The organism is Vibrio kagoshimensis, from assembly GCF_050337535.1.
Taxonomy (GTDB): domain Bacteria; phylum Pseudomonadota; class Gammaproteobacteria; order Enterobacterales; family Vibrionaceae; genus Vibrio; species Vibrio gallaecicus.
In genome coordinates this window covers 21,899-41,437 of the sequence record NZ_JAKJSZ010000019.1, presented here as the reverse complement: position 1 = coordinate 41,437, position 19,539 = coordinate 21,899, and the positions used below count along the sequence as shown (strand labels likewise).

Sequence of the window (19,539 nt, the reverse complement as noted above, 5' to 3'; positions counted from 1 at the left end):
TATTAAGACCTCTTTTGTTGCTTTTTATGTGACGTAAAACATGATATTACTTGCACAGTTATTATTTAGCAGGAGCAATGTCCCCAATGGAACCGAAAGTAGAGAATATATATAACTTTAGTGCTGGCCCCGCTGCATTACCAAAGCCAGTAATGAAGCAAGCCCAAGCCGACTTTATTGATTGGAATGGTCTGGGCACTTCAGTGATGGAAATCAGCCACCGCAGTAAGGAGTTCATTAAGGTTGCTGACGAAGCAGAGCAAGATTTACGCGATCTGCTAAGCATTCCTGATAACTATAAAGTGCTTTTCTGCCATGGTGGTGCACGTGCTCAATTTGCAGCTGTTCCAATGAACCTACTTGGTCAATCCAAAAAAGCGACATATATCGATGCGGGTTACTGGGCTGAAAGTGCTGTAAATGAAGCAGAAAAATACTGCGAAGTTGATGCGTTTGATGCTAAGACAACCATTGATGGCAAAGCTGCGGTTATCCCTGCAAGTGAGTGGAAAGTTGCAGCTGATTCAGCTTATGTACATTTCTGCCCGAACGAAACCATCGACGGAATCGCGATTAACGAACTTCCTCAAACCGATAAGCCTATTGTCGCTGATTTATCTTCTACGATTCTATCTCGCCAAATTGACGTGTCTAAATATGGTGTGATCTACGCGGGTGCGCAAAAGAACATTGGACCTGCTGGTATCTGTATCGTTATTGTACGTGACGATTTATTGGAACTAGCAAGCGAGGCGTTACCAAGTGTATTGAGCTACAAAGTGCTGGCTGAAAAAGATTCAATGTTCAACACACCGCCAACATACGCATGGTACTTATCTGGTTTGGTATTTAAGTGGTTGAAGGAACAAGGTGGCGTAGAAGCGATTGAGCATATCAATCGTGAAAAAGCTGAGTTACTTTATAACTACATTGATGAATCTGATTTCTATAAAAATGATGTTCATACCAACAACCGTTCTCGTATGAATGTACCATTCCAACTCGCTAAGCCTGAGCTTGATGCTCAATTTTTAGAGCTCGCTGATAAAGCTGGTTTGAAGTCTTTAAAAGGGCACCGAGCTGTTGGCGGGATGCGAGCGTCTATTTATAACGCGATGTCACTTGAAGGTGTTCAAGCCCTTGTTGATTTCATGAAAGCATTTGAAAAAGACAACGCATAATAATCGTCTTGGTTTAATGCTACTTTAAGCGTTACATATTCAGCGCGATAAACAATAAAAAAGCTCCTAAATTGGAGCTTTTTTTATTTGTCTAAAACACACTGAAACTATGTTTTGTGTCGCCTACAAAGCTTGGTGCAACTGGTGGTATCGCCCTTTATCAGCTAGCAACTGAGTGTGTGATCCCTTCTCAATAATTGCACCTTGTTCTATTAGAACAATTGAATCCATTTTTGAGAGTCCAACCAAACGGTGTGTAATAAATATAACCGTTTTACCTTCGAAGTGTTCATCAAAGAGTGACATGATACTGCTTTCAGTCTGCTTATCTAACCCTTCTGTTGGTTCATCTAACAGTAGAATTGGGGCATTATGCAAAATTGCGCGGGCAATACCAATTCGGCGCTTTTCACCACCAGAAAGCTGTCTACCGCCATCACCTAGCCATGCATCTAATGCAGTATCATCCAGCAATTTCACAAGCCCAACTTTAGTAAGTAGTTCACTCAATTCTGTATCTGAGGCATCAGGCTTCGCAATTAATAAGTTATCACGCAGTGAGCCGTTAAGAATATCAACACGTTGACTTACAACACTGATTGAATCTCTTAACTGCTTTTCACTCCATTGTTTTAATGAAGTGCCTGCAATAGAAATGTCGCCATTTTTCGGATCCCAGTAACGAGTCAGTAACTGGATTAATGTTGATTTACCTGAGCCAGTTTGTCCTACAATCGCCATTTTACTTTTTGCTGGAATGGACAATTCAACGTTCGAAAGAACATTGTGTTCAGAATCTGGGTAATTAAACGTCACATCAGAAAATTGGATATCTAGTTCAGATGATAATGAAGCCGCTTGTTCTGGAAATTCAACGTCTGGTTTTGTCAGAATAACTTCATTAAGTCGCTTAGCTGAAGACAGTGTTTGACCTAGGTATTGGAAAGCGCCGGCGATTGGCATTAATAATTCGAAACTTGCCATAGTTGCAAACGCCATCAAAGCGATAAACGGGTCTGGCGCATTTCCGCCAACACCATCAGCGGATAACCACAGAATAAGTACCAGTGTCCAACCGTTAAGCAGCATCAACAGCGCAGAAGCGAGCCCGGTTAAGTTGGCGTTAACATATTGGTTATTCATCAACTTCTGCTGAGAAACTAAGATTGCGTTACGGTAGCGCTCTTCTGCACCGAATAGGGTAAGCTCACTGTACCCTTCAATCCAATCTAGTGTCGTGATTCGCAAATTCGCTTTGTTTTGGGTGAGTTGCCCACCGTTACGCTGTCCTAGCTTGTAAAAAAGTACAGGCCATACTGCAAGGAGAACGACTAAAATCCCACCAAGAAGCAAGCCTAATGAACTGTCAAACCACATTAGGAATGACGTTAAGCAAAGAATACCAAGAACACCAACGGTGACAGGGCTAACAAGTCTTAGGTAGACATGATCCATTGCATCGACATCCGCGACTAAGCGATTTAATAAATCGGCATCACGCAGATTGGATATGCGTCCAGGGATTAACGGAGTCAGCTTCTGGAAGAAGAAAATTCGAAGATCGGTTAACAGCTTAAATGTAGCATTGTGGCTAACAACACGTTCACCCCAGCGACCAGCAGTTCGGCTCATAGCAAGCCCGCGGACACCGCCTCCAGGTAACATGTAGTTGAATGTTTCACGTGCAATGGTGAGACCAGCTACTGCTGATGCGGAAATAAACCAACCAGATAAAGTCAGCAAACCGATTGAGGCCGAAAGCGTAGCAAATGCCAGTAGCATGCCTAGCGATAAGCCAAACCAGTGTTTTTTGTAGAGTTTAAGGTAAGGCAGTAAATCACGCATCTAAATTACCCTCATTGTTATGTTGAGCTAAATTCGCGCTGAGCATTTCTTCAAATAAACCACCAGCTTGAGACAGTTGCTGATAATTGCCTTGTTCAAGCAGCTTTCCGTTTTGCATGACAAGGATTTTGTCGACGGCTTTAAGAGGTTCGAGTTGATGGGTCACCAGTAATGCTGTTTTGTCATCAATATTAGAATTGATGCCTTGCATAACCAGTTGCTCACTGCGAGCGTCTAAACTTGCTGTCGGTTCATCCAATAGCCAAAACTGTCCGTTTTGAATCATTGCACGAGCGAGTGCTAGACGTTGAGATTGACCGACTGACAAACCACCTGAACGATCTGAAATCATGTATTCAAGACCGTGTTGGTTGACGAATTCATCAGCGTGAGATTGCGACAGTGCTTGATGGATATCAGATTCGGAAATTTCTTGTTTACCTAGCGTGACATTGTCTCGAATAGTTCCATGAAGCAGTAACGGGTTTTGACCAACCCAGCTGATTTGTTTTCTCCATGAAGCCAAATCAAGTTCTCGTAACTCTATACCATTGATCTTCAAACTACCTTCATAGGGCATGAAACCTAAAATAGCGTTGATCAAGCTGGTTTTACCGGCACCACTTGGACCAACTAATGCAGTTGATTGTTGTGGGTCTAAAATAAATGAAATTGGACCGACAAGCTCAACACCTTCCGGGCTGATTACTTTTAGATCGCTGGCTTCAACTGAGATACTGCTAGGGGATGCCAAATCAATATTGCCCGACTTAACTTTAGTAATATCAGTATCCAAAAACTCCACAATGCTTTCTGCTGCACCTACTGCTTGCTGTTTAGCATGGTAAAACGTACCCAAATCTCTCAGAGGCTGATAAAACTCGGGAGCTAAAATTAAAATAAACAAGCCAGCGAATAGAGTGACACCCACACCATAGTGACCAAAGTTAAGTTCACCAATATAGCTAAAACCGAAATAAACCGCGGTCATTGCAATTGAAAGCGAAGTGAAGAACTCAAGAACAGCAGATGATAAGAAAGCTATTTTCAAAACATCCATTGTACGGGTTCTGAATACTTCAGATGCACCACGTAGGACTTCAGTTTCTGCATCTGCTCGGTTGAACAGACGAATGGTCGTCATTGACTGCAATCGATCGTAAAAGTGACCGGATAAACGCTGTAATGCTTTGAAGTTTTTACGGTTAGCATCAGCCGCTTTCATTCCAACAAGTGCCATAAACATTGGAACAAGAGGAGCAGTCAAAAGGAAAATTAAACCAGCAGCCCAGTTAATGGGGAAGACCACAACCAAAATGATGAACGGGATAAAAACCGAGAGGGACATTTGAGGGAGATAACGAGAGAAGAAATCTTGCATGTCTTCAACTTGTTCTAAAAGCAAAGTTGCCCAGCTACCAGCGGGTTTGCCTTTGATGTAGGCAGGCCCCAACTCTCTGAGTTTGTCCAAGATCAGCTGTCTTATATAGATTCGAATTTGCTCACCACATCGGTAACCAGCAATTTCTCGTCCCCAAGTACAGCCCGCTCGTCCAACAACTGAAAGTGCTAAACCAATAAAATGCATGACAAGTTCGGACTTATCGACATTTTCAATAATGAGTTGATGAAGAATAGAGGCAAGTAGGGCAGCTTGTACCAGCAAAAATATGCTTGAAAGTACGCCAAGGCCAATAGCAATCATAAGCCAGCGCTTAGCTAACTTACTTTGCTGTTTAAGCCACTTATTCAAGGTGCGTTGTTTTGTCTTATCCATTATGAAGGCTTAATGATAATTATTCTTAGGTTTGAAGTCGGGTAGTATACAAAAGAAAGCCCAGTGGATATACCACTGGGCTGTATGGATTTATGACAATTTTGGATAATTGTTACATAAACATGAATTCGATTTTTATTTATCCGTCAGTGCGTCAAGAAATCGTTCTGCATCAAGAGCAGCCATGCAGCCAGTACCAGCTGAAGTAATGGCTTGGCGATAGTTATGATCCATAACATCACCAGCAGCGAATACACCTTCAACACTAGTCTGTGTTGCGTTACCTTCTAAGCCTGATTGAACAATGATGTAATCATCTTTCATCTCTAACTGACCTTTGAAGATAGCAGTATTTGGTTGGTGGCCAATAGCAATAAACGCACCCATAACTTCTATATCTTCAGTTTTATCAGATTGAGTATCCTTTATACGCACGGCTGTAACGCCCATGTCGTCACCTAGCACTTCATCTAAAGTTCGATCAGTATGAAGAATGATATTTCCATTCTCGACTTTATCCATGAGACGCTTGATTAGGATCTTTTCAGCACGGAACGTTTCGCGGCGGTGAATCAAATGAACTTCAGATGCGATGTTAGAAAGGTAAAGAGCCTCTTCAACAGCAGTGTTACCACCACCTACAACTGCAACTTTTTGATTGCGGTAAAAGAAACCATCGCAAGTCGCACATGCTGATACGCCACGTCCTTTAAATGCTTCTTCTGACTCTAAACCTAGATATTTTGCAGAAGCACCAGTAGAAATAATCAGTGCATCACAAGTGAACTCACCTGCATCGCCTTTTAGTCTGAATGGACGCTGAGATAAATCGACCTCATTGATATGGTCGAATAGAATTTCAGTTTCAAAACGTTCAGCATGCTCTTTCATGCGTTCCATTAAATCAGGACCAGTTAAGCCTTCTGCGTCTCCTGGCCAGTTTTCTACTTCAGTTGTTGTGGTTAATTGACCACCTTGCTGCATACCAGTCACAAGCACTGGATTTAAATTAGCGCGTGCTGCATAAACAGCAGCAGTATAGCCGGCAGGGCCAGAACCAAGAATTAATAAATTACAATGCTTTACGTCGCTCATTAGGACTCCAAACTTGAATACGTTTTTATTTTTTATAGCCTAGGATTGTATGGAAAATATGGAGGCAATAAAAGTTTAAACAAGACCTCGATTGTAATTAATGGTTATAGGTTAGAACATAAGGTGATTTTTATGAACCTAAGCACATCAAGGGTTTGCTGCATTATCAATAGGTTAGCCAATGGTGCTCGCTGTATATACATATAAAGGCTCATTTCGGGGACCTCTGCCGCCATCTTGTCGCCACTATTTATTGAGTGCCTGATTGAGCAGGCTTCCATGTTTCATGACTTGTCTGATGTCTGTTAAGTTTCTAACAGGCTCAGTAAATAACTGTATATAAATACAGCATTTCATTGTAAGCTTAAATCTAATGTTTGATAAGCAAAGTCATGAACATGAGGAACAAGCAATGAACTTACTCCCTACAGGAACGCAGCTAGGAAAGTTAGAACTAATTGAAATGTATGATGATTTATTAGGACCTAAGTGTTTCTCTGTGAAAAATGAACACACTCAAAGGTATATGGTGTACTGGAGTGGGGATTATGATGAAGGTTCCTGTATTAAATGGGCTTACATACCCGTCACTAAGCCTTTGTTAGCAAATTTGCTCAACAACCAAGTGAGTTTCCATGACGCATTTCACCAAGCTGCTGAGCTGTATATTGCTTCAATTTATTCTTACGGAGTAGGAAAAGCCGCGAAGGTAGAACGGGTCAATGGAATGAATAAGCACTTGGTAAACCTGCCTCCCATAGATTTTGAAATTGACCTTGAAGAAGCATGCCTGTAGTCGCGAAAATGTACTACTTACCGATCAACTTTAGTATGTATGGTAAAGCTTTGTGATCAATGCAACAGATTGTATCTCTAAGTCTTTTATAAAATTCAACTCATTGAAAAATAATATATATTACATCTCAAACGTTATTTGGATATATAAGAGAAAAATGAGAAAGATATGGAAATAAAACAAAAGAAATTTTCTAATAAGCATGTATTCAAATTTGGTGATGAGTCATTAAACTTTGCTTTTAAAGATAAGACAGGTTCCGACGATTTTGACCTCCACTATGCTAATTTTCCTGATAAATCTTCAGTAAGCATTGAGCGAAATGAATGGTTAAGAAATGTTGGTGGTTTATGGTGTTTGCTGGGTTGTTATCAATTAGGGACGGCTATTTATAACGATTTACCATTAACAGGTCGTGGTTTTTGGCTTTTAATTGGGCTACTTTGCTTAGGTTGGTTTGCGTTTACAAAAATTAAATACTCAGTCTTTAAAACAGAATATGGGAATATTTTTGTCATGAATGACAGAAAGCATGATCAGATTATTGATGAAATAAAGAGTCGGAAAAAAGCACAGTTATCTGCATGGTACGGTGAAATAAATTTAGACAACGGCTTAGATCAAGAAATAAGTAAATTTAGATGGTTAGCTGAGATGGATGTCATCACAGATCAAGAAGCGGAAGAAAAGATAGCAGCAGTCGAGTTTGCTCATAAGAGTGATGATTCGCATGGAAATATATTGAACTAGTATCAAAAAAGGAATTTGAAAAGTTAGAGTGAGTCGAGCTCCCCCCGAACTTGGCTCTTATTGAGTATTATTAACTTATCGCTCGTATAAACTACGAGCAATGTTTCACTATAAAAAGCCCACAAATTAGATTCCCCTTCTCACCTTGCTTAACCAAAAAATCAAGAATGACATGACTTTTGTTATTTATTGGCGAAAAGGTACTTAAATCATTTATAGCTATTATTCACTAATAATTACGAATAATTTAACCGATTATATTGAACTAGTGAAGTGTTCTGGATTTTGATGTTGTCTAACTTTTAAACTGGAGAGTGTGACTGGTTTTTCGGTTATTAATGGTTATTAACTTTGTTTTAAGTGAAAAAGTGAAACTTTGAGCTGCATAAACTTGTTTTAGCGGAATTATTGCGTATCCTTTTGATGTAAATTAAATGTTAAAAGTAAATAAATAACAATCATTAAGGAGTCGATGATGTTACATGCTCGCGAGAATACTTTACATATTACGCACCTAAGTAATCATGCTATTGAGGAACTTTCACCTTCATTTTCTCAGCTTCCAAGTACTGAACATGCTGATGGTAAATACCGTTTACGTCGATACTCTGTTGTGCGGTTTTGTGAAGGTAAAGTCGTAGAGCAAGATAAACATAACTTCGTCCAATCAGATGATATAAACCATTTTCAAGGCAACGTTGTTAGACAATTTGAAGCTATTGAGCCGCAAATCCTAAACGGTGTAGGTATGCAAGAAATGTGTGCGCTATTTACTCGAAGCAACGAACTGCAAGATGGGCAAGAAATTGAAATTCACCAGATGCGTATTTCTGCTATTTATGAAGAAACTCAAGTTGCACCAGAAGGAGTGCATCAAGATGGTTTCGATCATATTGCTTTAGTAGGTATTTCTCGACATAACATTGTTGGGGGAGAAATCATGCTGTATCAAGATTATAACGAAGCTCCGTTTTTTAGAAAAATACTGAATAACGGTGAAGTGGCGATTCTAGCGGATAGTAAACTATGGCATAACGCGCAACCTATTCGAACGATAGAATATGATCAAGCTGGCCATATGGATGTATTTGTACTTACGGCAAAGGATGCTCGCAATGCACTTCAATCTTAATGAAATTCGCCAACAGTTTAGTGCTTTAGGCCAGTATCACAACGATAAACCAGTGACGTTTTTTGATGGTCCGGGTGGCTCTCAAGTTCCTGAATCCGTCCTTTCGTCTATGACTGAATATTTGGGGCACTTTAATGCTAATTTAGGTGGCCATTATTTCTCAAGTCAAAAAACAACAAGTCTCATGCAGCAAGCTAGAGAGTCTGCACAAGCTTTATTAAATGCTGAGTCTTCGGGAAATATTGTATTTGGCGCAAATATGACGTCTTTAACTTTCCAGCTAAGTCGTACCATCAGTCGAGATTGGTCGGAAGGTGATGAAGTGATTGTGACAGCTCTTGATCATTATTCGAATGTATCGAGTTGGAATCAAGCAGCAGAAGATAAAGGTGTTATCGTTCACCAAGTTCGTGTGAATGAACATGATTGCAGCTTAGATATGGACCATTTTAAGTCTTTATTGAATGCTAAAACGAAATTGGTCGCAGTGACGTTTGCATCGAATACAACAGGCTCAATTGTTGATGTAGAGGACGTGGTTAAGTTGGCTCACGATGTTGGTGCTCAAGTGTATGTGGATGCTGTTCATTACGCTCCCCACCATTTAGTTGATGTACAGAAACTAAATTGTGATTTTTTAGTTTGTTCGGCGTATAAGTTTTTTGGTCCCCATATTGGAATTGCGTATATTGCTCCTCAATGGCTGCATACTTTAAATCCATACAAGGTTGAACCTGCAACAAATGTTGGACCTGGCAGGTTTGAAACCGGCACTCAAAGTTTTGAAGCGCTTGCTGGGCTGATTGCTGCTATCGAGTACCTGGCGCAATTAGGTGATGCAGATGCATCACTGAGAAGAAGGTTAGAGCAAAGCTATAAATTGTATAATCAGCATGAATCTAAGTTAAGTGAATACTTTTTGACTCGCTTAACTGAGCTTGATGGTGTGACGTTATATGGTCGTACAGAGCATAATTCTGATTGTCGAACTCCAACTTTCGCGATTACATTTCCTAAACACTCAACGGAGTACATAGCTCGTGCTTTAGGTGAGCATAATATATGTGTTTGGAATGGGCATTTTTATGCATTAGGTCTTGTACGTCAGCTTAATATTGAGGAGCAGGGTGTAGTCAGAATTGGCTGTATGCACTATAACTCAATAGAAGAAATTGATCTGTTATTTAATGTACTAGAAGGGATAACTAGAAGTTAACTCTTTTTCAAGAATGATTAAATTAATGACGATCTTTGGGTCGTCATTTTTATTTATTACTATCACTACTTTCTGAATCTACTTTTGATAGATATAAAGCGATGAGCTTGATTTCTTCAACGGTATACTCATCAATGACCAGCTCCATCAAAGGGTATAAGCCACTCTTTCGTGTTTTATTAGAAAATGCGAGTAACTGACTCACTAAATATTCTTCACTTTGTCCATTAATTTTAGGGTAAGTAGAAATTAAGGGCTCTGATCCTGTTGAGCCATGGCAGTTTACACAACCACCTTTGTCTTGCATTGAATAGAGTTGTTTTCCTAATTCGAAGTCACTTGTGGCATAACTGCATAATGAAAATAGAGATAAGTATATAAAGGTGAAGATCTTCATAAGGACTTCTTTTATCGTATTTAATGATTAATCAATGTTATCAGATAAGCATTTTTATGCATAATTGGAATGGCTGAAAATTACTATGAAGTCTCATTTGCTAAGATAAAATTACTTAGGCGTTACACGAATAAAGAAGTGATATGGGTGGGAAAGAGTTAAGGATCTTCAGCGTATCGACATATGAGGTAAATACGCTGAATTAATTTTATCCTTAAAGCAACAATAACTAAGCCGATACCTCAACTTCGTAAGAGCTAAATTTACGAATGTTGATAACTCCAGTATCTAAGATTAGGTATTGACCTTTTATACCTTGCAGAGTCCCTGTTACTTCAGGGTTCTTATCAAAATTGTGAGACGTAATCTTAACCGGATGCTGCTCTACCGGGTAGCTTAAAGGTGTGATGCTTTCGCTTAACACTTCTACTGCATCATCCCCGTATTTTGCCTTTATTTCTGAAATAGTATTTTCTGCCAATGGTAAAAGCTCTTTAGCTCGCTCTACTAATTCAATATCGTCCCCATCGCCTTTGAGCAATGTTCTCCAGTTGGTTTTGTCTGCGATATGTTTCGCTAACTCAATCTCAATTAAACCAGAGATATGACGAGTTTTTACTTTCAAGATCGGTAAGCCTTGAGTCGCACCTTGATCTATCCAACGCGTTGGGATCTGAGTATGACGCGTGATCCCCACTTTTAAGCTGGAGGTATTAGATAGGTATACAAAATGATCTACCATGCAGTTATCTTCACCCCATTGAGGTTCACGGCATGTGCCTTCTTCGTAGTGACAAGTTTCTGGCTTCATTATGCACATATCGCAACTCGCCAGTTTACGCATACATACGAAACAGTGACCTTGTGAATAACTTTTCTTGGTTTTCTTACCACACGCACTACAAAAAATGTTACCGGTATGGGTGAGAGTGATGGATTGACCGATGAGTGGATTTAGCTCCACAAATTCATTTCCTACAGGTAGGCGATAAGATACGGTACCATCAAGAGAAGCACTCATTTTTTTGAGTGTCCCTGTTGCTAATAAAGACATGACATTACTCGAAATAATTATATTTACGCTCAGAACCCTACATTCGTTCGATGCTTAATAGTCACTGAGCTAGTTTCTTGAGTATATCAAACAGTTGATGAATTTGGCTTTAGATATGTTCTGAGATAGAGCATTGGTGCATTTTCTTCATTAATTTGATGAGCCATTAAGCTTTTTTATTTTAGTGTATGACATATTACAAACTCGTGATATAAAGTTAATGATAATAGACTGAATAAAAGTAAGACAATTGGCTTAGTTCGATTCAGTGGCACAACAATTAACTTAATACTCTTCAGGAAGCTACAACCGTGAAATGGGCACATAAAATAGTCATATTTTTAGTGGTATCAACACTCGCAGCAGTTCAGTACTATCGGCTTAATGGCAACACAGTTTTAATTGCGATCGACCCTGAAGAGTACGCATTTTTTGCAACATCCGATAGAATTGATCGTGGGAAAAGTATTTCCCAGCTGTCTATTGAAGATGGGTTATATACGTTAAATTGTGAGCTCGTTGAATCGGAATACCCCTGGCCATATTGTGGGCTGTCTATACATATCAACTCTGATCCTTCCATTGGTTTGGATCTTTCTCGTTACCATACTTTCCGCGTTAACATCGATTACATTACAGATGAAAAATCGAGTGGGCGATTACGAACGTATCTACGAAACTATAATCCTGCTTATTCCACGTTAGATGATGAACATACTCATAAATACAACGGCATGGAGTTCTCTCCAGGTGTAAGCCAAGGCGTACTTGAAATCCCGATAGCCAATTTGCAAGTCATGACATGGTGGTTGGCGGATAATGATATCGCTATGGAATATTCTGCTCCTGAATACAGCAATGTGAATAAGGTTGAGTTTGCCACTGGTTCTGGTGCAAAACTTGGGACACATAAAATCATTATTCGGAGTATTGAATTTGAAGGTTCATACATAGCCGCCGACAACTTTTTCCTACTGTTATTGGGTGTATGGGTCAGTACTGGCGTTATATTCATTATTGTTGAGCTAAATCGTTCCCGTAAAGCTGTAGCCAAAGCTGAAAGGCGACATCTACACCTAAAGCATGTTAACCAAGTCTTGCGTGAACAAAACTTTGAATATTCAGAGATGGCACACCGCGATGAATTGACTGGCACTTTGAATAGACACGCGGTGCGGGATTGGCTGAAACTGCAAGCTCAACAAGTGAAATCTGAGCAAGGGCAGCTGGTTATGCTTTATTTCGATATTGATTACTTTAAGCAGATTAATGATAAATATGGTCACCAAATGGGCGATGATATTTTACGTGAGTTTAGTATGGTGATGGGTAGCGGAATTAACCAAACCGATAAGTTGGTTCGCTGGGGAGGGGAAGAGTTTATTATATTTTGTCCAGAAACGAGTTTAAGTGAGGGTCAAAATAAAGCAGAAAGAATTCGCCACCTAGTTGAGCAACATTTATGGGTTCATGGAGATGGCATGACGTGCAGTGTAGGTGTGGCGGCGATGAGGCATGAACGAGTAACAGAGACTATTGCGCGAGCGGACGAGGCTTTATACCAAGCTAAACATTTAGGCCGAAACAAGGTTGTCGTCAGTTATTAAGTTCGGGTTCATTCACCCAAACGTTGCTGAAAATAAAAAAAGGTGGCAAAAGCCACCAAAAGGGAAACTGCTGGAAAGGTATGTTCAAATCATCGGGGAAGAAGGTTTGATTTTTCCTGCAGAGTAGTGCTCATTTACGCCGTTAGCTAAACGGCGTTTTAATGCTTTTTGATTTAGTTTCATGCATCAACCAGAGTTGATGACTTGCTATCTATCTAAGGCTTACCAGAATATCCACGCGAATAAAGTAAGTACTAAGATACACACCACATTGAGAACCATACCAACACGCATCATTTCGCTTTGCTTGATATGACCTGATGCAAACACAATGGCATTGGGTGGTGTCGCGACTGGTAGCATAAAGGCGCATGATGCAGCCACTGCAATAAGAGCTGACAGGATCACCGGTGACATACCTAACGCTTCTGCTATTGTCGCAAATACAGGGACAAGCAATGCAGCACTTGCGGTATTACTTGCAAATTCTGTTAAGAATACAACAAACGCCACGACGGCTAAAATAGTCAGCAATACACCTGCTTGTTCTAAGAATCCGCTTAATGAATGTGCTAAGAAAACGCTGGTTCCAGTAGCCTTTAAAATGTTACTTAAACAGATACCGCCACCAAACAGAACTAGTACTCCCCAGTCTGTGGTTTTTTCAATGTCTTTCCATTCAACAGCACGGGATGCACCAAGCAGAACAATAGCACCAATAGCAACTAAGCTATCAAACTTAGAGAACCCGCCTATCATGGCATTTATTGGTTTTCCGAAAATCCAGAGTGTTACTGTGAGTAAGAAAATTGAAAGAGTGATTTTTTTGCTGTTTGTCCACTCAACTGGTTTATGGTCTAACTCAAATGTATGGTTTAGTTGAGGTTTCGTCATGGCATAAAGGATGATCATCGCAATCGGCATTAATACTAGAGAGATAGGTAAACCTAGCGCCATCCATTCTGTAAAGCTTAAGCCTACTTCCGCAGCTGCAATAGCATTAGGCGGGCTACCGACTAAAGTTGCTATACCACCAATTGAAGCACAATAAGCGATACCTAAAAGAACAAATACATAGGTATTTCTGTCTTCTCTTTGATCGACTTTGTTCATCACACCAAGTACTAGAGGTAACATCATTGCGGTAGTCGCGGTATTGGATATCCACATAGACAGTCCAGCACTTACGCCAAATAGCATGAAGATTGCAACAGACATTTTACCTTTAGCAATGATTAAAACTTTATCGGCAATGGCTTTATCTAATTCTTGTTTATTTAACGCGGCAGCGAGAGCAAAACCACCCAAGAATAAAAAGATAATAGGGTTCGAAAAGTTTGATAGTGCCGTGGATGTATTGAATACGCCAAATAACACCGCCAGTAATGGCACAAGCAAAGCGGTAATGCTGACATGTATAGCTTCTGTTAACCATAAAACGGCAACGAAAACCAAAATGCTTAGCCCAGTATTGACGCTAGATTCAAAAGGTAATGTGGATAAAAGAATGGTAAATAAAAGTATATTGCCGATTAAAATCATGCTGTTACGTGTGAACAGCCAGTGCTTCAGTGTGGTGACCAATGCCGTCATAAGACGCTCCTTTTGCTGGACCTCGTTCTGCTTTTACAGCTTATTATTGACGAGGTAGACCATGGTTAACTTCGTGTAAGGTGTGAACTTTGTTGGAAGAATGTTACTTAGGTTAAGGAGTGTGTGTTGGTGTGTTTTAAATGGAAGATTAGAAAGTGTGAAGCGACAAATTTAAAATGTATAGAAATCTACACGTCTACTTTTAAAGAAAGTTCAGAAGCGTGTGGTTTAGCTTGAATTGGTTCTTTAGGACCTAAGAATTTAGGCATTGTACCAATGATGTATAAGTCCAAAAATGCTTTGCTTCGTGCGAACACTTCTCTTAAACGGATAGTTATACCTGAATGCTTTGTTGGACCCGAGACAGCTAAACATTGTGCATTTATATCAAATGAGTGAGCAATAAAGAGGGCACGCTCACAATGAAATTTTTGAGTAATGATTAAAAAGTTATCCGTATCAAATATTTCTTTAGCTCTAACAATAGAGTCTAATGTCCTGAAGCCAGCATAATCTAAGTTTATACGATCTTCCGGTACACCGGCTTTTAATAAGTCGCGTTTCATTGTCCATGGTTCATTGTATGAACGGTGGGCGTTATCACCACTAAGTAAAAATTGTTGAATCTTATTTTGTTCAAATAAAGCGATAGCGGCATCAATGCGGTGGGAGTAATACTCATTGAGGGTTCGGCCTAAGTATTTACTGGTGCCTAATACTACCGCGACTTCTCGCTCAGGAACCGACTCGATAGACATGATAATGCGACCTTTAGCCTGCCAAGAAACCCAGAGATCAATAGCCGTAATAGTAAAAACCATGGTCAGTAGCAAAATACCAAACATCACAGAAAGCTCACGCACCTTTGAGCGTAGTCTTAATAGAAGATGAAAGCAGTTAGACTTAAATGATTTCAAGCTTTGAAAATCCTTGTCGAGTCGTCATGAAAAATATGAAGTGGCTATTATAAGAATCGAATTGTCGTTGTTAAAGGCCTAAATAACAGTTACATCCTTTTCTGAAGTAACTTTTCAAGCTGCTGGGCTTTCTGGATCTGTCGAGAATCCTAACGCTAAATCTTCAGCATTGGTGGGTTAGGGCGCTACCGCTTTGGTCGGTGATGACTACTGTTAAGCAGCACAAGAAACCTTTGGCGATGACGACGAACTGTTTGATGCTGAGACTGAACTGAAACGTATGTTAAGTCGTTTATTTGGTAAAGAAAACGCTCGCTGTCGTTCTTTGTTAATGAATGCTTATAACACGGCATTTAGAATTAATGACCGAACACTAATAAATCTGTTTATCTATGGAACGAAAGTCAACCCTCAATATATGGGGCATATGGTGATCTAGATGTTAATTTTGGGGCGCGTGAAGAAGCTCATACTCTACAATATGAGTCTTATGGTGTATTTTTTGCCGTTGGTTACTTAACATCAGGAGAGTTTGCAACTCTTAACAATACTTTTGAACAGGCAGCTCAAAATTACGGGGGTTTAGAGATTTCTCACCCAGGGGCGGGAGCTGATTCTTGGAATCCATATTAAGGATGGTTTAATGAAAAAACTAATTTTAATTTTGTTAACTTGTAATCTATTTGGTTGCTATGATCGTGGATATGGACCATCCATTGTAAATAGTTCAAGTAGTGAAAAAACAGTAATTATTAATTATGAAAGTAAAGAGAGTTTAAAGAGAACACTTAAAAAGTGTGGGGGAATATTAAGTGGAAGAGAGTTTGACCCTGTAGAATCCATTATAGTGGACGGGCTTACTTATGACACAAGCTCTCTTGATAAGAAAAGTGATCAAACTATTATAGTTCAAATATTTGATGAGACAGTCTTATTCCTTAATTCAAACAGGTGTTTAGCACCATAAGTATTACTACAAAGATTTACGGTGTGTACCGCCAATACTACTGAATTTTTGTTATTGGATTTAAACTGAGCACATAGAATATGTTCTAGTGCTCATAAATAGCTTACCTGCTTCCTCTTTAATGCTAGTTTATTGAGTAGATGAATCTGTAACCTACATTTATACATGCTACTGAAAGGTGGCACTCTTCCTCTGCCTAGTGCTTATTACATTATTGTCATTTCATGTTAATTCGTTACAATGCCCATGGAATAAATGAGGGTGCATCTGTATTTGTACCTGAATTTGTACCAATTCTTACATATATCCCCATTAGGTTATCTAACCTTTTGAATTAAATATATTAAATAATTTTCATGTGTTGCTTGGTGTGCAACACCACTGTAAAGGACAAATAATGCCAATTATTACTCTTCCTGACGGCAGTCAGCGTCAATTTGACAACCCTGTATCAACTCTAGATGTTGCCCTATCAATCGGTCCTGGCCTTGCGAAAGCAACCATTGCTGGTCGTGTAGACGGTGAGCGCGTTGATGCTTGTGATCTTATCGAAAACGATGCAAGCCTTGAAATCATCACAGCAAAAGATGAAGTTGATGGTCTTGAGATCGTTCGTCACTCTTGTGCTCACCTTTTAGGTCACGCGATTAAGCAGCTTTTTCCAGAAGCGAAAATGGCGATCGGTCCTACCATCGATAACGGTTTCTACTACGATATCGATCTTGAGCACTCTCTAACGCAAGAAGATCTAGAAAAGATTGAAAAGCGTATGAAAGAGCTAGCGAAGACCAAGTATCAGGTTGTTAAGAAGAAAGTTAGCTGGCAGGAAGCGCGTGACGCATTCGAAGCTCGCGGCGAGACTTACAAAATCGAAATCTTGGATGAGAACGTTTCTAAAGACGACCGTCCAGGTTTGTACCATCATGAAGAATACATCGATATGTGTCGTGGTCCACACGTTCCACATATGGGTTTCTGCCAACACTTCACTCTACTTAACGTAGCGGGTGCTTACTGGCGTGGTAACAGTGACAATAAGATGCTTCAACGTATCTACGGTACTGCATTCCACGATAAGAAAGCGCTTAAAGCTCACTTAGTGCGTTTAGAAGAAGCAGCTAAGCGTGATCACCGTAAAATCGGTAAGCACTTAGATTTATTCCACATGCAACAAGAAGCTCCGGGCATGGTGTTCTGGCACCATAATGGTTGGACTATCTTCCGTGAGTTAGAAGTATTTATCCGTCAGAAACTGACTGAGTACGATTACCAAGAAGTAAAAGGCCCATTAATGATGGACCGTGTTCTTTGGGAACGCTCTGGTCACTGGGATAAGTATGCGGAAGCAATGTTCACAACTTCTTCAGAGAACCGTGAATACGCAATCAAACCGATGAACTGCCCAGGTCACGTTCAGATCTTTAACCAAGGTCTGAAATCGTACCGTGATCTACCGCTACGTATGGCTGAGTTCGGCTCATGTCACCGTAACGAGCCGTCTGGCGCACTTCACGGCATTATGCGTGTTCGTGGCTTTACTCAAGATGATGCTCACGTATTCTGTACTGAAGACCAAGTTCAACAAGAAGTGAAAGCTTGTATTGAAATGGTTTACGATACTTACACAACTTTTGGCTTCGAAAATATTGTTGTTAAGCTATCTACTCGTCCAGAACAACGTGTAGGTTCAGACGAAATGTGGGACCGTGCAGAGGCTGATCTTAAGCAAGCGCTTGAGGCGATGGAAATTGCATACGAGATTCAAGAAGGTGAGGGTGCGTTCTACGGACCTAAGATTGAATTTACTTTGCATGATTGTTTGGACCGCGCATGGCAATGTGGTACAGTGCAGCTCGATTTTGCATTACCAGAGCGTTTAGGTGCAACTTACGTAGGTGAAGATAACGAGCGTCATACGCCAGTTATGATTCACCGCGCGATTTTAGGTTCACTAGAGCGTTTCATCGGTATTCTTATTGAAGAATATGCTGGCTTCTTCCCAACGTGGTTGGCGCCAGAACAAGCAGTTGTGATGGGCATTACAGACAAACAGTCTGAATATGTACAAGAAATTACGAAAAAACTGCAAAAAAGTGGATTTAGAGTCAAAGCAGACTTGAGAAATGAGAAGATTGGCTTTAAAATCCGCGAACATACTTTGAAACGTGTACCGTTCATGCTTGTGTGTGGTGACCAAGAAATGGAAGCCGGCGAAATTGCAGTACGTACACGTAAAGGTAAAGACCTTGGCAAATTTAAAGTGGATGACTTTATTTCATACATCCAAGCTGAGGTTTCAAGCCGTAAGCTCAATCTGGAGGAATAGCTATTAAAGGCGGAAGACGTGGCCAACAACCGGCCAAACAAAACCAGCACCGTTTAAACGGTGACATTCGTGGCGTTCGTGAAGTACGTCTAACTGGCGCTGACGGCGAAGCTGTTGGTGTGGTTTCGATTGCGGAAGCACTTGAAGCAGCTAATGAAGCTGGTATGGATCTTGTAGAGATCAGCCCTAACGCCGAGCCGCCAGTTTGTCGTGTGATGGACTACGGTAAGTTCCTCTTCGAGAAGAGCAAAGCTGCGAAAGAGCAGAAAAAGAAGCAAAAACAGGTTCAGATTAAGGAAATAAAATTCCGTCCTGGAACTGATATTGGAGACTATCAGGTAAAACTACGCAACCTGACAGGTTTCCTAGAAGACGGCAACAAAGTGAAGGTAACAATTCGCTTCCGTGGCCGCGAAATGGCCCACCAGAGCATCGGTGTTGACGTTCTTAATCGTTTGAAAGCGGATACTGAAGAATTTGCAGTAGTCGAATCTTTCCCAACGAGAATTGAAGGTCGCCAGATGATCATGGTATTGGCGCCGAAGAAGAAGTAATTAAAGGCTTCACAAGTAATAATAGCGCCACTGCTGTTTTACAGCGGTGGCGTTTTATTCGCCCTGATTACTATGTTATTAACAACTCAACAATGCGGAGTTATTCATCATGCCTAAGATGAAAACCAACAAAGGTGCTGCTAAGCGTTTCCAGAAAACTGCTGGTGGTATTAAGTTTAAGCACGCTGGTAAACGTCACATCCTGACTAAGCGTACTACTAAGAACAAGCGTCAGCTACGTCCGAACTCGATCCTTCCTAAATGTGAAGTTGCTCAAGTTCTACGTATGATGCCATACGCTTAATTCTTTTTAGTTTATAAATTCGTTTAGT

Annotated in this window: 17 protein-coding genes; 10 read left to right on the top strand and 7 right to left on the bottom strand. The window is 40.3% G+C overall.

Features of this window, described 5'->3' with window-relative positions; all coding sequences use genetic code 11:
* The first annotated feature begins 77 nt into the window (after window positions 1-77).
* Window positions 78-1,181 carry a 3-phosphoserine/phosphohydroxythreonine transaminase gene (serC, locus tag L4C37_RS17260; RefSeq protein ID WP_429769288.1) on the top strand — a complete coding sequence of 368 codons (1,104 nt, stop codon included), beginning with the start codon at window positions 78-80 and terminating at the stop codon, window positions 1,179-1,181.
* Between the two features lie 123 nt (window positions 1,182-1,304).
* On the opposite strand, the gene cydC is transcribed toward serC, so the two are convergent.
* The 3 genes from cydC to trxB all read right to left on the bottom strand — a co-directional run bounded on the left by cydC (window position 1,305) and on the right by trxB (window position 5,898).
* On the bottom strand, window positions 1,305-3,026 hold the full coding sequence (gene cydC / locus L4C37_RS17255) for a heme ABC transporter ATP-binding protein/permease CydC (protein ID WP_429769287.1): 1,722 nt from the start codon (window positions 3,024-3,026) through the stop codon (window positions 1,305-1,307).
* Window positions 3,019-4,803: a heme ABC transporter permease/ATP-binding protein CydD gene (gene cydD, locus L4C37_RS17250; protein ID WP_429769286.1), complete on the bottom strand. Its 1,785-nt coding sequence runs from the start codon at window positions 4,801-4,803 to the stop codon at window positions 3,019-3,021. Before cydD ends, cydC begins: the two co-directional genes overlap by 8 nt.
* 135 nt (window positions 4,804-4,938) lie before the next feature.
* A complete protein-coding gene (gene trxB / locus L4C37_RS17245; RefSeq protein WP_273296286.1) occupies window positions 4,939-5,898 on the bottom strand; it encodes a thioredoxin-disulfide reductase in 960 nt (319 codons plus the stop codon).
* Window positions 5,899-6,310: 412 nt separating this feature from the next.
* On the opposite strand from trxB, the gene L4C37_RS17240 reads away from it, so the two are divergent.
* The 4 genes from L4C37_RS17240 to L4C37_RS17225 all read left to right on the top strand — a co-directional run bounded on the left by L4C37_RS17240 (window position 6,311) and on the right by L4C37_RS17225 (window position 9,792).
* Window positions 6,311-6,694 carry a DUF6575 domain-containing protein gene (locus tag L4C37_RS17240; protein WP_429769285.1) on the top strand — a complete coding sequence of 128 codons (384 nt, stop codon included), beginning with the start codon at window positions 6,311-6,313 and terminating at the stop codon, window positions 6,692-6,694.
* 168 nt (window positions 6,695-6,862) lie between these two features.
* Window positions 6,863-7,444: a hypothetical protein gene (locus L4C37_RS17235; protein ID WP_273296283.1), complete on the top strand. Its 582-nt coding sequence runs from the start codon at window positions 6,863-6,865 to the stop codon at window positions 7,442-7,444.
* A gap of 475 nt (window positions 7,445-7,919) precedes the next feature.
* Window positions 7,920-8,576: a 2OG-Fe dioxygenase family protein gene (locus tag L4C37_RS17230; RefSeq protein ID WP_137373292.1), complete on the top strand. Its 657-nt coding sequence runs from the start codon at window positions 7,920-7,922 to the stop codon at window positions 8,574-8,576.
* Window positions 8,560-9,792 (top strand): cysteine desulfurase-like protein, encoded by a 1,233-nt coding sequence (locus L4C37_RS17225; protein WP_429769284.1) that lies wholly within the window; start codon window positions 8,560-8,562, stop codon window positions 9,790-9,792. The genes L4C37_RS17230 and L4C37_RS17225 overlap by 17 nt, the downstream gene beginning before the upstream one ends.
* A gap of 49 nt (window positions 9,793-9,841) precedes the next feature.
* Here L4C37_RS17225 and L4C37_RS17220 read toward each other — a convergent pair whose 3' ends face one another.
* Both L4C37_RS17220 and L4C37_RS17215 read right to left on the bottom strand, forming a co-directional pair.
* Complete coding sequence (locus L4C37_RS17220; protein ID WP_137373111.1) at window positions 9,842-10,189, bottom strand: c-type cytochrome; 348 nt, start codon at window positions 10,187-10,189, stop codon at window positions 9,842-9,844.
* Between the two features lie 229 nt (window positions 10,190-10,418).
* Window positions 10,419-11,243 (bottom strand): DUF2797 domain-containing protein, encoded by an 825-nt coding sequence (locus L4C37_RS17215; RefSeq protein WP_429769283.1) that lies wholly within the window; start codon window positions 11,241-11,243, stop codon window positions 10,419-10,421.
* Between the two features lie 311 nt (window positions 11,244-11,554).
* On the opposite strand from L4C37_RS17215, the gene L4C37_RS17210 reads away from it, so the two are divergent.
* Window positions 11,555-12,850 carry a GGDEF domain-containing protein gene (locus L4C37_RS17210; RefSeq protein ID WP_429769282.1) on the top strand — a complete coding sequence of 432 codons (1,296 nt, stop codon included), beginning with the start codon at window positions 11,555-11,557 and terminating at the stop codon, window positions 12,848-12,850.
* Window positions 12,851-13,072: 222 nt separating this feature from the next.
* Here L4C37_RS17210 and L4C37_RS17205 read toward each other — a convergent pair whose 3' ends face one another.
* A complete protein-coding gene (locus L4C37_RS17205) occupies window positions 13,073-14,443 on the bottom strand; it encodes an SLC13 family permease (protein WP_137373114.1) in 1,371 nt (456 codons plus the stop codon).
* A 188-nt stretch (window positions 14,444-14,631) separates the two neighbouring features.
* Window positions 14,632-15,306, bottom strand: a complete 675-nt coding sequence (locus tag L4C37_RS17200) for a SanA/YdcF family protein (protein WP_429769326.1) — start codon at window positions 15,304-15,306, stop codon at window positions 14,632-14,634.
* 697 nt (window positions 15,307-16,003) lie between these two features.
* On the opposite strand from L4C37_RS17200, the gene L4C37_RS17195 reads away from it, so the two are divergent.
* The 4 genes from L4C37_RS17195 (at window position 16,004) to rpmI (ending at window position 19,511) form a co-directional block, all read left to right on the top strand.
* A complete protein-coding gene (locus L4C37_RS17195; RefSeq protein WP_137373115.1) occupies window positions 16,004-16,327 on the top strand; it encodes a hypothetical protein in 324 nt (107 codons plus the stop codon).
* A 397-nt stretch (window positions 16,328-16,724) separates the two neighbouring features.
* Window positions 16,725-18,653 (top strand): threonine--tRNA ligase, encoded by a 1,929-nt coding sequence (thrS, locus tag L4C37_RS17190; RefSeq protein WP_137373116.1) that lies wholly within the window; start codon window positions 16,725-16,727, stop codon window positions 18,651-18,653.
* Window positions 18,650-19,207 (top strand): translation initiation factor IF-3, encoded by a 558-nt coding sequence (gene infC / locus L4C37_RS17185; RefSeq protein WP_428807955.1) that lies wholly within the window; start codon window positions 18,650-18,652, stop codon window positions 19,205-19,207. Before thrS ends, infC begins: the two co-directional genes overlap by 4 nt.
* Window positions 19,208-19,316: 109 nt before the next feature.
* Complete coding sequence (gene rpmI, locus L4C37_RS17180; protein ID WP_004738430.1) at window positions 19,317-19,511, top strand: 50S ribosomal protein L35; 195 nt, start codon at window positions 19,317-19,319, stop codon at window positions 19,509-19,511.
* Window positions 19,512-19,539: the final 28 nt, after the last annotated feature.